We start from the raw sequence: 13,741 nt of genomic DNA on the forward strand, positions 1-13,741 counted from the left end.
GAGACCTCCTTAATGTTGATTTCACCGCTAACATTATTGCCAGGATCTCGTCAGTGCTTTCTCTTTTTTGTCACTAAATCACAAAATTTGGTGATGAACCCCAATTTACATTCAAAGTCTCGCCAAAATCATCCCCTTGGAGAATTAGAAGAAAGCGTACCCTTCCTATATAACGTTTGGAAAAAACATATTCCAAAATTCTACAAGAAGAACGTTTCTATTAATATTTCAGAATTAATCAAATTCGTGAAAATGAATTATCCCTCACAAAGAAACAAGTTGCAAATCTTCTACAACAGTTCCATTGATCGATATAATGAATTTTTATCTGCCATAAGGCAACATTTCCGCATCGAATTCCTAACAACAGATGCCAACATTCAAGATTTAGCCTTGGCTCAAATGCGGCTCCTTCAGCTCGAAGCCTATGATGCCTTGCACTACGCCATTGCAACATATCATCATTATGACTACTTCGCTACGCTTGACGGCGATTTTGTCCACGCTCTTTACAACCAAGACCTCGACCTAGCACCGATCACAAAAATTGTCAAAATCGCCTAGCCTTGTCGTCTTGATCGAATCGAAGTCCAAAACAAACATTAAGGAAGGCAAAGAGTCCCCATGCTCTCTTTATTTCCTTTATCCACTCATGTGAGCTACACCAAGTTCAACCATGTGAATTAGCGACAGAGAAAGAGCATGCAACTCACATTTCGCACCCTGAATAAAAATTCGAAATAAGCCCGATTTGACCGAATAAAAATTAATTATTTTACATTTTTTATAAAAAATTATTTTTATGCGAATATTCTGGTTATTTTTTGTATATTATGCAAAGGTTGCGAAATATGAGATGCAATATATCGATCCGCCTTTATGATGTACAAAAAAGCGGAAGCATCCTACTCTACTTCCGCCAACAGTTTCAACGTCGCCGCGACAAACATTTGCACGCCGATCTCAAGCGCGTCTTCGTCAATCGTAAAGCGCGGGTGGTGGTGCGGGTAAACGATGCCTTTTTCTACATTGCCCGCGCCGACGTAGAAAAAGCATCCGATCTTCACCCCATCGTCGTTGGAGGCGATCGTTCTGCAATCGCGAGGCTGTCCCCGTGTGATCAACGCATTGGCCACGATGTGCCTGTTGTACGGGCATCAGCTGAAAAAGGACGTCATTGAGGTAGCGTCAAAAGTTCTATGAAAACTCCACACAGATCATCCCATTGAGCATCGTGGGGCATGCGGAGGGCCGGATTCGCCCTTGACCAACACCCGCCAAAGGTGCGGAAGAGTCGTCAAGGGCGACGGGGACAAAAAAGAAGGCAATAAGAAAGCCGCCCTTGCCATGACCGAATTTTACCTTTGGCGGTGTTCGGTTGGTCAAGGGTTCGCTTCGCCGAATCCGGCAGGAGTTCTGTTCAACGGGCTCCGGAGGACAAAAAAGTCAGGCCGCCTCTTGTTGGAGAAACGCTTGTGCCATGGCGATCAGCTTCGTCCACCGGGCCGGCATATGCGGAAGATCCGCCAGTTCCGGGATGACGACCGGCACCCGGCCTTCGAGCGCGCTGTGTGGGCGCAGAAAGTTGAAATACGCCACAAACAGCGTCACAAAGGACACCGAGCCTTCTTCCGCACCAAACCCATGGGTCGGGCGGTAGTTGCCTTTAAAGGTCCGGTTGAATCGCTCGATGATCTGCTTGAGAGGGCGAAACTCTTCCGAGACCGGATCCTCATTGGTCAGCCCGATCACTTGGCGGACGTCAAATGAAATCCCGTGTTGGGCGAAGAAGTGTTGCGCCAGCCGGTAAATCGGGTTGCCATCCACGACGAACGACAAGTCGTCTGGGAGGGACGCTAGCTTCCTGAGGACATCATCGATGGCCTTGATGGCCGAGAGCGTGTCCCGGTTGGGCGAGACGCGATACGACAGCACGATCTTTTTGACGGCGTCAAACATAAAGAACAGGTAATGCCAGCGCCCTTTGACGCGAATATACGTCTCGTCCCCGCAAAACGAACCGGACAGCTCATACGGGAACCGGTCGACAAAGGGCTTGATCCAAAGCGCGGCGCTGTTGGCGCAGTTGAGCACCGTCTGATGGGAGATCGAGACGCCATGGATGTCCTTCATGGCGGCGGCGGTCTCCCTCGAGGACATCCCAAAGTTGACGTAGTACGTCAACACGAGCCCCAATACGTGCGGCGACGCAGCCAGCCGGGACAAATCGACCTTCGGTTGGATGGGCGACGAGGAAGCCAACGGGAGAAAGTCAAACAAGAACTCTCGAAACAAATACCGCACCTTGAAGGCTTGAGGATCCTGTTGAAACTGTTGGCGCTCCTTCTTGGTCATCCGGCGAAGGTTGGCCTGGTAAAACGGGCAATCGTTGTTCTTGCACTTATAGATGTGGTATTCTTTGCGTTCCTTGATCTTTTCCAGCGTCTTTTTGCAGTGCGGGCAGCGAAAGATCGCTTGCTTGGTGAACCGGTTCCGGTGGTTGAACCGGCACTGGCACACTTTGCATTGGTATTGCCCTTTTCCGCCGTTATTGGCGTACAGGTAAGAAGAGGGAGCCTGGCAGCGAGGGCAGGTCAACGAATCCGGAACACGGTGTTTCGCCTTCGCGCGGCGCTGGATGGGCCGCAAAGGACGTCCGTGCTGGGCTTCGTAGTCCGCCAACAACTTCCGGTAATCAAGGGTTTCCGGTACATCGATGATCGGAAGGTCATCGATCTGAAGTTTTCGGTACGGTTTTTGGACGGGTTCGTCCAAGTCCTTACGATTCAGGGATTTTCCCACGATCACACCCATGAGATACACAATGATTTGATATTGGGTCTTGATGATTTGAAGCAAATAGGCTAATCATTGAGGTAACAAAGCTTGTCACTCCTTTGTTTTGGCTGTTGAGTGTGTGGTTACCTCAATGATGGCCGAAAACAACGGGGGTGGCAAGCTTTTTTTCTTCCAACCGTTGAAACTCAAGGGAAAACCGTGAGTGTGGAGGATAAACTTTTGACAATACCGTCATTGACGAGGAAGTGGTGCGCATGGCCTTAGAGGAAATGGGGGTATTAGCACGAAAGGAGCCGAATCGGCCTCTTTTGTGCTTTCTCTTTTCCATCATTCCATCAGGCGCGCTGGAAATCTTCATTTGAAAGAGCGTGCAAACGTTCCGAAAGAATGTGCAAAGTCCGGAATAATCGGCAAAAATTTTGCACATTATTTCGGAATCCATCTGAAATAATTTGAAAAAGGGATTCTGAAAGAATGTGCTAATTTACACGTGCGAAAGAAGCTGGCAAAACAAGACGAAGAAGGGCTTCTCGTGGAGCTGAACAGCACGGTCGGCACGTTGGAGGACGAAGCGAAAGAACAACAGCTGGCTGCCATGATCCGCCGGATCGAGTCGATGCCGGGATGCATCCGGGACTACCGAGAGTGGCTGTCGGAGCAAGGGGTGGAGACGACCGGCATGCGTCCGATGGGCCACGCCGAGAGCGTGATGAGCCGGTTTGCGCATCGGGTGAAATCCCGCCGCAGCTGGAAAGACCAAGGGCTTCGGGCGTTTCTGAGGGCGATGGCAGCCCGAATCGACGGGATCGGGTGGAGAAAGGGACGGTGGGAGGAGCAAGAGCCCCAGTCGGCCGTCTCGGCCTCAACAAAGTCCAAGCGGATCGAACAGACCAAACGGAAGGCCGGACGGTTATGGGCAGATGTGGTGCGTCAGAATCTACCGTGTCTGCAACGGTCATCCGGGACGCCGATCCATCAAGCGTTGTCGGCGCTCCGGGATGGTGGTTGGGTGTAAAAAAATGGAATATCGTATCATCGCCTCAAGATGAGGGATGAGAGTCCGAAAGCGCTTACGATATTAATTCCTGAAAATGGTTCGCTAACTAGTGATTGACAACGCCCGTAGTGAACCGAAAAAATGTTCTCCACAAAGTCTTGACTGACTCTAACACTAGGAAAAACTTGTGGATTCCTTGGTGATGTGCTAATCTATTCATGAGACATGAACCTCCTTGTGGGTAGTTGTGAGCACATCTATTTTACTCAAGGAGTCCCGTTCATGTCTCCTTTTTTGTTTGATTGTCAATTTATGTTAGCAAATTTGCTCATCTACAGTTCTTTAATACAAAATATAAGATATTTTGAATGGGATCAATCCAAGGAATTACCGGAAGTAAGTTTGACCGGTTATCTACAGTTGTCTAAACATTTTAATGAAACTATCAGCTAAATACCACCTTTGAACATATCCCTGTCAAGTAGACAGTGTGAAAAATACCCACCTTCTTCAGCTGCTTGTTAGGATAGTGGAATGAGGAAACGTTGTCAAGGAAAGCACTTGACAACGTCTCCTTCATTCCACTTCATCGTTGGCAAGCTGAAGAAGGAGACATTCTCAGCCGTTCGTCTGCTAGGCTGCTTAGGCAATTCGGTATTCCACTGGGCTGAGGTAGTCTAGTTTTTTCTGGCACCGTTCATAATTATAAAAATACATGTACTGATCGATCGCCTCGATCATTTCCTCTTCCGTTTCAAAGGTGGGAAGGTCCACCATTTCCGATTTCAAATGCCCGAAAAAATTTTCCATGCAGGCATTGTCTAAACAGTTTCCTCTTCTGGACATACTAGGAATGATATGATGAGCCTTCAGCAGTTGATGGTACTGGCGGGATGTGTACTGGGAGCCTTGATCGCTATGGAGAAGGACTCCTCGCGCATCCCGTTTTTTGATGGCATCCTTGACAGTTTCGATCACCAATTTTAAGTCATTCGAACGACTGATGCGATACGCAATGATTTCATTGTTGTACAGATCTTTAATAGCAGACAGATACAAATAGGTTCCTTGAAATGGCACATAGGTAATATCCGTCACCCATTTTTGGTTGGCTGCAGTGGCCACAAAATCACGGTTTAACACGTTCGACGCTACGATATTCTCCTTTCCCGCTTTATACTTCGGCTTTTTTCGACGGATTTTGGCCTGAACCCCCAACTCTTTCATCAGTCGGTACACTCGCTTATGATTCACGGTCTTCCCATAATTTCGTTTTATCCATGCTTTCACGCGGTAGTATCCATAGATCCCATTGACCTTTTGATGGCATTCGAGGATCATTTGTTTGATTTGTTCATTTTCCTTTTGCTTCTCTGTGACGATTCCCTGCTGGTTCATCCATCGATAGTATCCACTTCTTGACACACCGGCCAGTTGGCATAGCCAGGCAATCGGATAGGTGTTGGATAACTCCTGAATGATCGAGAACCGCTCTTTCGGTTTCACCTCCTTGCCAGCTCTCGTAACTTTTTTAAATAATCATTCTCTGCTTTCAGTCTTCGATTCTCTTCCTCTAAACTGCACTCTTTTTTTCGAGGCCTTCCCTTGAATGGAGACTTGGATGTCCCGCGCCGTTCTTCGAGCCCTTTTAGACCATGTTCATGGTAACGTTTTACCCAAAGTCTGATCGTTTTCGTGCAGGGAATCCCTAACTCTTGGCATATCCGCTTATATCCCCATCCTTCTTCGATGTACATCTGGACAGCCCTCCATTTAAACTCCACGGAATAAGTGGTCTTCCCTTTCGGTGTTTGCTTGGTCTCGAACATAAACAAATCCCTCCAGTGTTTTTACTGACAGTATGGGCATTTTCCCAACTGTCTACACTAGAGGGATAATATCACCTTCTATGGGTGGTGTTTTTTATTCAACATAACATAAGATATGTTGCATTCAACGATATCCGACAAAACGAGACGAGGTATTACAAAAAACTCTTTACATTACCGTATTTTCCCGATAAAATAATTATTGTAATAACTGTAATATAATGAATATTTAGTTATATTAAAACCACCCCTTATCCTATGTTTTGATTTTGTTCTGTTTCACAAGTGCGTTACATGCCTAGTCTCAATCTTTCTAAGGGTGATCATTTTGAACGCTACAAAATTTTGTATAGCAACGTTTCTTTCAAACTTGGGGGACGTCATATACAGTGTTGTTATAGCTTGGTATATTGCTGACGTTTTACAATCAGGTTTTTTGATGGGAGCAGTTTTATTTTCCCTAGGTTTGTCGAGATTTATTGCTGGGCTTCTTTGCGGACCGGTTATTGATCGAATAGGGGCAAAGTTGTTTCTGTGGTTGTCAGACATGATAAGGACAATCATTGTGTTAGTTTTGGCTATTCTGTTATGGGATCATACTATCTCTTTTGTAATTCTCATAATGGTCTCCGTTTTGTTTGGAGCGATTGATGCTTTTTATTGGTCAGCCTCAGAATCAATAAAGCCAAGATTAGTCGCTACTGAATATTTGAGTCGTCTCAATAGTCAATACTTCACTGTTGTAAGAACAACGATCATTTTGGGCCCTTTAATAGCCGCTTGGATGGTTGAATCAATCTCAATAGAACATTCCTTGATAGCCATTTCTATCTTATATGCATTTTCAACTTTTTTAATTTTGTTTATTGACTCTAAAAATAGTCATCTTGAAAATATAAACGATAATAATGATAAAACTTCTTACTTTTCGGATTTAAGACTTGGTTTTAGTTTTTTGAATAGACAAAAAATGATTTTTTATTTGGTTATAACTATGTTTTTTGTAAATATTGGAGCAAACGGGGTTAATGTATTGTTCCCTTTTTTAGCTAAAAATGTTAGTGATGATGCTAAGTATTTAGGATATATATATTCATCGATGTCAATGGGAAGTTTGTTAACTGGTTTAATCTTTTCAGTTAAAAGCATTCACAAGGTTGAATTGAAGATTATTTATTTATCTTTTCTTTTACAAGCTACTGGTATTGCCGCACTATGTTTCACCCAAAATTTTTTGATTATTCTAATTTTCGTTTTTGTAATTGGCTTAATTACTGGTTTTATAGGAGTCCTTATACCTACTTTTGTTCAACGTTCTGTGCCTATTCATTTATTAGGAAGAGTTAATAGTATTATGATGGCGATTTCAATGCTTTCAACGCCAGTAGCCCAGTTTATTTTTGGGGTCAGTGTTGATTATTTCAATATAAAATATCTTTTCTTCATTGCAGGTGCTTTGGGTATAGTTACTAGTTTATCTTCGTTATTAATTAATGTGAGAAAAGGTACGCCAAGAGAAACTGTAATGTAAAGGAGGTGTTAAGCTTGAATATATTAGTTGGCGTTACAGGTTCTTCAGGAGTTGTTGAACTACCTATGTATTTACGAGTTTTTAGAGAAAAACTAGATGCTAACATTAGACTAGTTTGTACATCGAACGTTCAGAAATTTATTGATGTCAATTTTTTGGCGGCGCACGCTGATGCTCCTGCATATCAGGATATGTACGATTTTCCAAAGGAGTATACACGAAATAGAGTTCCTCATTCCTTTTTACATGACTGGGCGGATATTTTCATCATTTTGCCTTGTACTGCTAATACTTTAGCGAAGTGTGCAAACGGAATAGCTGATAATTTGTTAACCATGCTGGTTTTATGCTCTCCAAGACCTGTTGTCTTTTTCCCAAATATGGGGCCAAACATGTGGGATGCAAAAGTTACACAATACAATGCTAAAAAGCTGATCAGTTTTGGACATAAAGTTGTATTCCCTAGTGGAAATGCATGGATAACTGCAACCGGAGAAAAAGTAGATTATGGACATGTACCTCCCCCATATACAGTAGCTGAGTATATACAGAGACATATACAGCAGTCAGACAATGAATTGAAAGGAGGTGAATTGCATGAATCAGGAAATGCTTCAAATTCTTGATGAAGGCTTCGATGTCTTGAATCCAACAGCAGAAGACGTTCTTCTTTCTTTTGCACCGACTAACACAAACTGCGGAGGATGCTGATCATATTCTTTTGTCATCGGGGATAGCTATATTAAGCTATCCCTTGATTATAGGAGGGGTAAAAATGGAGCCGTTTTCTACTATTCCCAAAGAGGTAAAATCAGATGTGAATGATAGATGGGTAGCATCGCGATTTAATATTCTTTCCCATGAAGAGAATGGAGATCTTTATATATGTAATACTTATACGGGGGCATTTTTACGTGTTCCACAAGCTCATGCTAATAAGATTAAAAATATTCTCCGATCGGGATGTGATGAGCTTGATGATACTGCAAAGATTCTTGCTAATTATGGCTTTTTAATCAAAAGTAATGTAGACGAATTTAAAAGAGCCCGAATTTTACATGAAATCAAAGGAAGAAATCCTGAAAATATGTATTTGATTTTTTTAGTCACTGAACAGTGTAACTTTAGGTGTACATATTGTTATGAAAATTTTGAGAAAGGAAAAATGTCGGATGATGTTATTGAAGGTGTAATAAAATATGTTGAGAAAAGAGGGCCTCAACTAAAAAATTTGAATGTCCATTGGTTTGGAGGAGAACCTCTTCTCGCATTAGATGTTATTGAAAAATTATCAAATCAATTCCTTTTATTAAGTGAAAAGTACAATTTCAAGTTTCGTGCTGGTATTACTACTAATGGATTCCTTTTAAACAGTGATACGGCGACAAAATTATTAAAGCTAGGTGTTGACAATTTCCAGATAACTATAGACGGCCCTGAACATATTCATGATCAAACACGTAAGTTAGTGGGAGGACAAGGAACTTTCAAAAGAATATTTAATAATTTGAAAAATTTGAGTTATTTGGAATATGATTTTCAGGTTAGGATACGTGTCAACTTCGATAAAAGTAATGAACCTTATATACGCGATCTTTCAAAAGAGCTTTCCGAAACGTTTTCCAACGATGGAAGGTTTCACGTCAACTACTTTCCTATTGGTCGATGGGGCGGACCGAATGATGAAGATTTAGATATATTTGATACAAAAATAAGAGCAAAAGTAGCACTAAGTTTGTGTGAAGATGCTTTAAATCAGGGATTATCGACTACATTAGGTAGCATTCTTCAACCTGGTGGTTATGTATGTTATGCGGCTGATCCTAATTCTTATGTAATTGGATCAGACGGTACTTTATATAAGTGTACAGTAGCGTTATATAATGAAAAAAATAAGATTGGAAAAGTTGAAAAAGATGGGAACTTTAGAATAGATATAGATAAATTTGCTTTGTGGGTTATGAACGATGAGTCTGAAGATGAGGGCTGTAAGAAGTGCTTCCTAAGACCTTCTTGTCAAGGATCTGCTTGTCCTCTAATTAGGATTGAAACAGGAAAAGCACCGTGCCCACCTGAAAAACAGTATATAAAGCAAGTAGTACGGGTTGTTGGTCGACAAAAGAAATTTATTAGCGAAAGAAAAATTAAAGTGACTAAAAGCTATTCGTAATATGCGATGAACACTTGAATCTTTGGCCTATGTGCTTTTCGGTTTTGAAAATTCTAGTTGTAAATTATCATCCCGAGTTCGACAGTCACTAGGCAAACAAAATGCCTCTCGCCCCTTGATGCAAAAGGGACGAGAGACATTTGGGCACACTTTGGGCGTGTATCTAGGCGCGAGGATGGATGCCTAGGATCTTCGGAGGAGGCTCCAGCCCTAGAGCCGCAAAGAGTTGCGCTTGTTTGGCCGTCAGTTCGGTTCGTTGATAAAGGTCTCCGTTTTTGGAAGAAAAATGTCCAAGCATAAGACGCTCACATTCGTCTCTTACGTTTGGCCACGATTCATGAGTTCGGATCTCCACGATCCGAACTAACAAGAGAGCAAGCCAACTGAGCAGCACATGCGCCCGAATGCGGTCTTCCAAGCGATGATACATGGGACGCAGCTCGAGTGTCGATTTCAACGTCCGAAAGGCCTGCTCAATATCCACCAGCTGCTTATACCCGATGGCGACATCTTCGGCAGACAAGGTGTCGTCAGATGTCCGGATGAGATATTTGCCGTCGTACTTTTCCGCGTCACGAACCGCCTGCTTGTCGATGCGAAGGGTTCCGTCCTTCAACTGGCGCAAGTATTTTCCGTAGGACGGATGGGAACGCAACCGGCAGGTCGCCTTATGACTCACATTTCGCACCCTCTCGACGAAAATCGGGAGGATTTTTTCGTTCCGATGTCGAATGAATCCTTGACACACAAGGAACGTAAAGGAGTTTTTCTCTTATGAACGTTCAAGTCAAAAAGGTCTATCGCAATTCTTATTTGAATATAATAAGTGCCCTATTCAAGAAACTGGGTCTGCCTCAATTGATTGACCATCTCGTGCCCGTCGATCCGCAGTGCCAAACGCGAGTCAGCGATGCCGTTCAGGCCATCCTCTACAATGTGTTTGACGGCCGGCAAGCCCTTGTTCACTTGGAACATTGGGCTCAGGAGGTCGATTGTGAGAAACTCATCCGTCCCGATCTCCATCCTTCCTGGTTGAACGACGATGCGTTGGCCCGTCATCTCGATCGCCTGTATGAGGCTGGCATTCACAACGTCATCAGCACTTGCTTGATTCATATTTATCTCAAAGAAGGCCTTTCCCTCCGAGCCTTCCACGCCGATACGACGGACAAGACCGTTTACGGCGCGTATGAATCGGCCTCGTTAGAGGCCTTACAAATCACACATGGCTACAACCGCCATCATCGTTGGCAAAAACAGATCGGTTTCGGACTGGTCGGCAACGAGGACGGCATCCCGTTTTACGGCGATGTGCACGATGGCAACCTGCCCGATAAAACATGGAATCCCGAGGTGCTGTCTCGTGTCCATGAACAGCTGAAGCAGGCCAAAATCGAAGACGAATGGATTTACGTGGCCGATTCCGCCGCGATGACGAAAGAGACCCTGGCGCAAACCAAAGCGGCCAACGCCTTTTTGATCACCAGAGGCCCTTCGTCGCTCCGGATCGTGAAAACCGCGCTGGCCGAAGCGGATGCTGAGGACACGACGTGGAGCGATCCCTTTACGTTGGCGGAGAGAAACGGCGCCACGTACCGGGTATGGGAAACGGCCTCGACGTATGAAGGCCACCCCGTTCGGCTGATCGTTGTTGAATCGAGCGCGCTCGACCAGCGAAAAGGAAAGACGCTTGAAAAAGAACGAACCAAAGAAGCGGAGCTTCTTCGCGAGGAACAAGCCCGTTGGGAGCGTCACCCCTTCTCCTGCCGGGAAGATGCCGAACAAGCCTTGGCGTCCCTCAAGGCGTCCCTTCGCCCCCGGTTTCATCGGGTTGAGGCCGCGGTCGAAGAGATCGTACGCCCGAAAAAACGGCGCGGACGGCCGAAAAAAGGGGCGGAACCCGAGGTGGAGACGCTGTATTTCTTGCACCTTGACGTCGAATTCGACCAAGACGCGTGGGAACAGGCGAGACGGAAAGCGTCCCGGTTTGTCCTTGTCACGACCGTTCCGAAGGAATGGAAGGGCCAACCCATGGATGCCCAAGAGATCTTGAAGCTGTATAAAGGGCAGATCTCGGTGGAAATGAACTTCGCTTTTTTGAAAGATCCGTTTTTCACGGATGAGATTTACGTCAAAAAACCAGAACGGGTCGCAGTATTAGGCTATTTGTTTCTGTTGGCCTTGGCTATTTACCGCGTTTTTCAGCGCCGAGTGCGTCAGTTTATTACTCCAGAACACCCGTTGAAGGGTCCTGGAGGCCGCAAGCTGACCCGGCCGACGGGACAGGCGATTTTTCAGCTGTTTCAATATGTGAACGTCGTCCTGTTCAAGCTGCCGGATGGGCGCATCCAACGCTCACTGGATCGCTCCCTTACCCCTGATCAGCGAAGGATTCTGCAGGGATTGGGCATGGATGAGAGCATCTACGTGTAACGTGATACGGAACGACCAGCGATGGTAAAAAAAGGATTGCCATCGCTCGTTGTGTTGGTCAAAAAGTTATTCTGAAAAACTAAATAAAAAATCCTTTGTTTTGACCTTGTTAGGGTGCGAAATGTGAGTTATAACGTATAAAATTTATTTTTAAAAGAAAAAATTAATAAATCGTGTGCCTATGAAATTCGGTATTTTTTCCTAGGATCCGCATCACGAAACCCTTGATATAACAGCATTTTGGTCATTTCCATTTGCCTAAAATGACCTCAAAACTGTCGAACTCGGGGGAAGCATCCAATACGATAACACATAGGCCAGGCAGCCGTAGGCAATGATGTAAAACGTCGGCCCCCCTTTTCCATAGGCCCAACCGCTCCCACCAAGGAAGGTAAACGTTGTATAAATCTCGCCGGCCATCAAGAGAAACACAAAAATCGTTCCGAACCCGCGGCCACCGACGGTCCATTGCTCCAAATTCATGTCTTTTCCTTTTCGCGCCTGCACCCCTAGATAAAGAGACAGCAACAAGAAAGCAAAAATCATCACTAAGGCCGAGTTCATGTCTGCTCATCCTCCTTCACCGCAGGGTCAAAACGATACACGATGGCCATGATAACCGAAGTGGCGATCACCCAAGCGACCAGCCAAAAGAGAAGCAACGGCATGCCAAACACGTACGGAGTCACTTGATTCACAAAAGGAACGCCGCCGAGCATGCCGATAAATGGGACAATCATTAACCAACGGATGCTTTTCATCTTCTCTCCCTCCTTGGATATGTCAAGCGAAAACAGCTATTCCGCCCCCGCCAACAGTTTCAACGTCGCGGCGACAAACATTTGCACGCCAATCTCAAGTGCGTCTTCGTCGATCGTAAAGCGCGGATGGTGATGCGGGTACACGATCCCCTTTTCTTCGTTTCGGGCGCCGACGTAAAAGAAGCTGCCCGGCGCTTTTTGCAAAAAGGCGGAGAAATCTTCGCCGCCCATGTTCGGTTTCAAGCGGGCGACGGCTTCTTCGCCCAATAGTTCACGCGCTGTTTCCTCAATGACGTGGGTCACTTCATCGTAGTTGATGACCGGGCGGTAGCCGTAGTCAAATTGAAACTCATACGAGGCGCCGTGCGCTTCGGTGATTCCTTTGACAATGCGCTCCATCCATTGCGGCACCGTGCGCCGCAGCGTCTCATCAAACGTGCGCACTGTCCCTTGGATTTCGACCTCCCCAGGCAGGACATTATGCGCCGTACCCGCCACAAATTGCGTCACGGACAGAACAAGCGGCTCGAGCGGGTCGACATAGCGCGAGACGATGTGCTGCAAGTTCGTCACGACTTGCGCTCCGATGGCGATCGCATCGATCGTTTGGTGCGGCATCGCTCCATGGCCGCCTTTGCCGATGATGCGGATGAAAAAGCGGTCGGGTGCGGCCATCATCGGCCCATACACAATGCCGATTTTTCCGCGCTCAAGCGGCGACCAAAGGTGAGTGCCGATGACGACGTCCACCCCGTCCATGACGCCGGCTTGCACCATCTCCTCCGCCCCACCCGGGAACAATTCTTCCGCGTGTTGGAACAAAAAGCGGATTTCACCGCGAATGTCATCGCGCAGCTGGGCGAAAATTTTCGCTGCCCCCAAAAGCATCGCCGTATGGCCGTCATGCCCGCACGCATGCATGACGCCTGGGTTTTTGGAGGCAAATTCAAACGTGTTTTCCTCTTGAATGGGCAGGGCGTCCATATCCGCACGAATGGCGACGACCCGGCCTGGCTGTTGGCCAATGAGCCGCGCCATGACGCTCGTTTTCGTCGGCCGCGACAACTCAAGATGGCCGAATGATTGCAGCGTCTCGAAAACAAACTGCGCCGTTTTCTCCTCTTGGAACGACAATTCAGGATGGGCGTGCAGATGGCGGCGCCAGGCGATGACGTCCGTTTTCACTTCATCGACGAGCCGTTTGATTTCTTCCTTTGTCAT

9 protein-coding genes and 5 pseudogenes are annotated in these 13,741 nt (G+C 45.8%); 6 read left to right on the forward strand and 8 right to left on the reverse strand.

Going from position 1 to position 13,741, the window contains the following annotated elements:
- The first annotated feature begins 12 nt into the window (after nt 1-12).
- Entirely contained in the window at nt 13-564 is a 552-nt protein-coding gene (locus GT3570_RS15870) for a PIN domain-containing protein (protein ID WP_062899004.1), read from the forward strand.
- Nucleotides 565-905: 341 nt separating this feature from the next.
- Here GT3570_RS15870 and GT3570_RS15875 read toward each other — a convergent pair.
- Nucleotides 906-1,058, reverse strand: a pseudogene (locus tag GT3570_RS15875) (amidohydrolase); the annotation flags it as partial.
- A gap of 388 nt (nt 1,059-1,446) precedes the next feature.
- Nucleotides 1,447-2,859 carry a DDE-type integrase/transposase/recombinase gene (locus tag GT3570_RS15880; protein ID WP_062899005.1) on the reverse strand — a complete coding sequence of 471 codons (1,413 nt, stop codon included), beginning with the start codon at nt 2,857-2,859 and terminating at the stop codon, nt 1,447-1,449.
- Nucleotides 2,860-3,289: 430 nt separating this feature from the next.
- Between GT3570_RS15880 and GT3570_RS15885 the strand changes: the two are divergent.
- Nucleotides 3,290-3,814: pseudogene (locus tag GT3570_RS15885) on the forward strand (UPF0236 family transposase-like protein); the annotation flags it as partial.
- A gap of 624 nt (nt 3,815-4,438) precedes the next feature.
- Here GT3570_RS15885 and GT3570_RS15890 read toward each other — a convergent pair.
- Together GT3570_RS15890 and GT3570_RS15895 are read right to left on the reverse strand one after the other, a co-directional pair.
- Nucleotides 4,439-5,320, reverse strand: a pseudogene (locus tag GT3570_RS15890) (IS3 family transposase); the annotation flags it as partial.
- Nucleotides 5,299-5,625 (reverse strand): transposase, encoded by a 327-nt coding sequence (locus tag GT3570_RS15895; RefSeq protein ID WP_011229672.1) that lies wholly within the window; start codon nt 5,623-5,625, stop codon nt 5,299-5,301. The gene GT3570_RS15895 and the pseudogene GT3570_RS15890, both read right to left, overlap by 22 nt.
- A gap of 319 nt (nt 5,626-5,944) precedes the next feature.
- Between GT3570_RS15895 and GT3570_RS15900 the strand changes: the two genes are divergently transcribed.
- The 3 genes from GT3570_RS15900 to GT3570_RS15910 all read left to right on the forward strand — a co-directional run bounded on the left by GT3570_RS15900 (nt 5,945) and on the right by GT3570_RS15910 (nt 9,326).
- A complete protein-coding gene (locus tag GT3570_RS15900) occupies nt 5,945-7,156 on the forward strand; it encodes an MFS transporter (protein ID WP_020278768.1) in 1,212 nt (403 codons plus the stop codon).
- A 14-nt stretch (nt 7,157-7,170) separates the two neighbouring features.
- Nucleotides 7,171-7,782, forward strand: a complete 612-nt coding sequence (locus GT3570_RS15905; RefSeq protein WP_053414193.1) for a flavoprotein — start codon at nt 7,171-7,173, stop codon at nt 7,780-7,782.
- A 149-nt stretch (nt 7,783-7,931) separates the two neighbouring features.
- Nucleotides 7,932-9,326: a radical SAM/SPASM domain-containing protein gene (locus GT3570_RS15910; RefSeq protein WP_062899006.1), complete on the forward strand. Its 1,395-nt coding sequence runs from the start codon at nt 7,932-7,934 to the stop codon at nt 9,324-9,326.
- Between the two features lie 163 nt (nt 9,327-9,489).
- Here GT3570_RS15910 and GT3570_RS15915 read toward each other — a convergent pair.
- Nucleotides 9,490-9,996: pseudogene (locus GT3570_RS15915) on the reverse strand (IS1634 family transposase); the annotation flags it as partial.
- A gap of 104 nt (nt 9,997-10,100) precedes the next feature.
- Between GT3570_RS15915 and GT3570_RS15920 the strand changes: the two are divergent.
- Nucleotides 10,101-11,759 (forward strand): IS1634 family transposase, encoded by a 1,659-nt coding sequence (locus tag GT3570_RS15920; RefSeq protein ID WP_062899007.1) that lies wholly within the window; start codon nt 10,101-10,103, stop codon nt 11,757-11,759.
- 288 nt (nt 11,760-12,047) lie between these two features.
- Here the strand turns inward: GT3570_RS15920 and GT3570_RS15925 are convergent.
- The 3 genes and pseudogenes from GT3570_RS15925 to GT3570_RS15935 form a co-directional block, all read right to left on the reverse strand.
- Nucleotides 12,048-12,323, reverse strand: a pseudogene (locus GT3570_RS15925) (sodium:solute symporter family protein); the annotation flags it as partial.
- Entirely contained in the window at nt 12,320-12,520 is a 201-nt protein-coding gene (locus GT3570_RS15930) for a DUF3311 domain-containing protein (RefSeq protein ID WP_011232711.1), read from the reverse strand. The gene GT3570_RS15930 and the pseudogene GT3570_RS15925, both read right to left, overlap by 4 nt.
- A 36-nt stretch (nt 12,521-12,556) precedes the next feature.
- Nucleotides 12,557-13,741 carry a M20 family metallopeptidase gene (locus tag GT3570_RS15935; RefSeq protein ID WP_062899008.1) on the reverse strand — a complete coding sequence of 395 codons (1,185 nt, stop codon included), beginning with the start codon at nt 13,739-13,741 and terminating at the stop codon, nt 12,557-12,559.

The sequence above is a fragment of the Geobacillus thermoleovorans genome (assembly GCF_001610955.1).
GTDB classification, from domain to species: Bacteria; Bacillota; Bacilli; order Bacillales; family Anoxybacillaceae; genus Geobacillus; species Geobacillus thermoleovorans.

What these genes read in the sequence shown, in the direction of transcription:
- GT3570_RS15870 (WP_062899004.1), top strand. Translation starts at nt 13, where the DNA reads ATGTTGATTTCACCGCTAACATTATTGCCAGGATCTCGTCAGTGCTTT.
- GT3570_RS15910 (WP_062899006.1), top strand. Translation starts at nt 7,932, where the DNA reads ATGGAGCCGTTTTCTACTATTCCCAAAGAGGTAAAATCAGATGTGAAT.
- GT3570_RS15935 (WP_062899008.1), bottom strand. Translation starts at nt 13,741, where the DNA reads ATGACAAAGGAAGAAATCAAACGGCTCGTCGATGAAGTGAAAACGGAC.
- GT3570_RS15920 (WP_062899007.1), top strand. Translation starts at nt 10,101, where the DNA reads ATGAACGTTCAAGTCAAAAAGGTCTATCGCAATTCTTATTTGAATATA.
- GT3570_RS15895 (WP_011229672.1), bottom strand. Translation starts at nt 5,625, where the DNA reads ATGTTCGAGACCAAGCAAACACCGAAAGGGAAGACCACTTATTCCGTG.
- GT3570_RS15930 (WP_011232711.1), bottom strand. Translation starts at nt 12,520, where the DNA reads ATGAAAAGCATCCGTTGGTTAATGATTGTCCCATTTATCGGCATGCTC.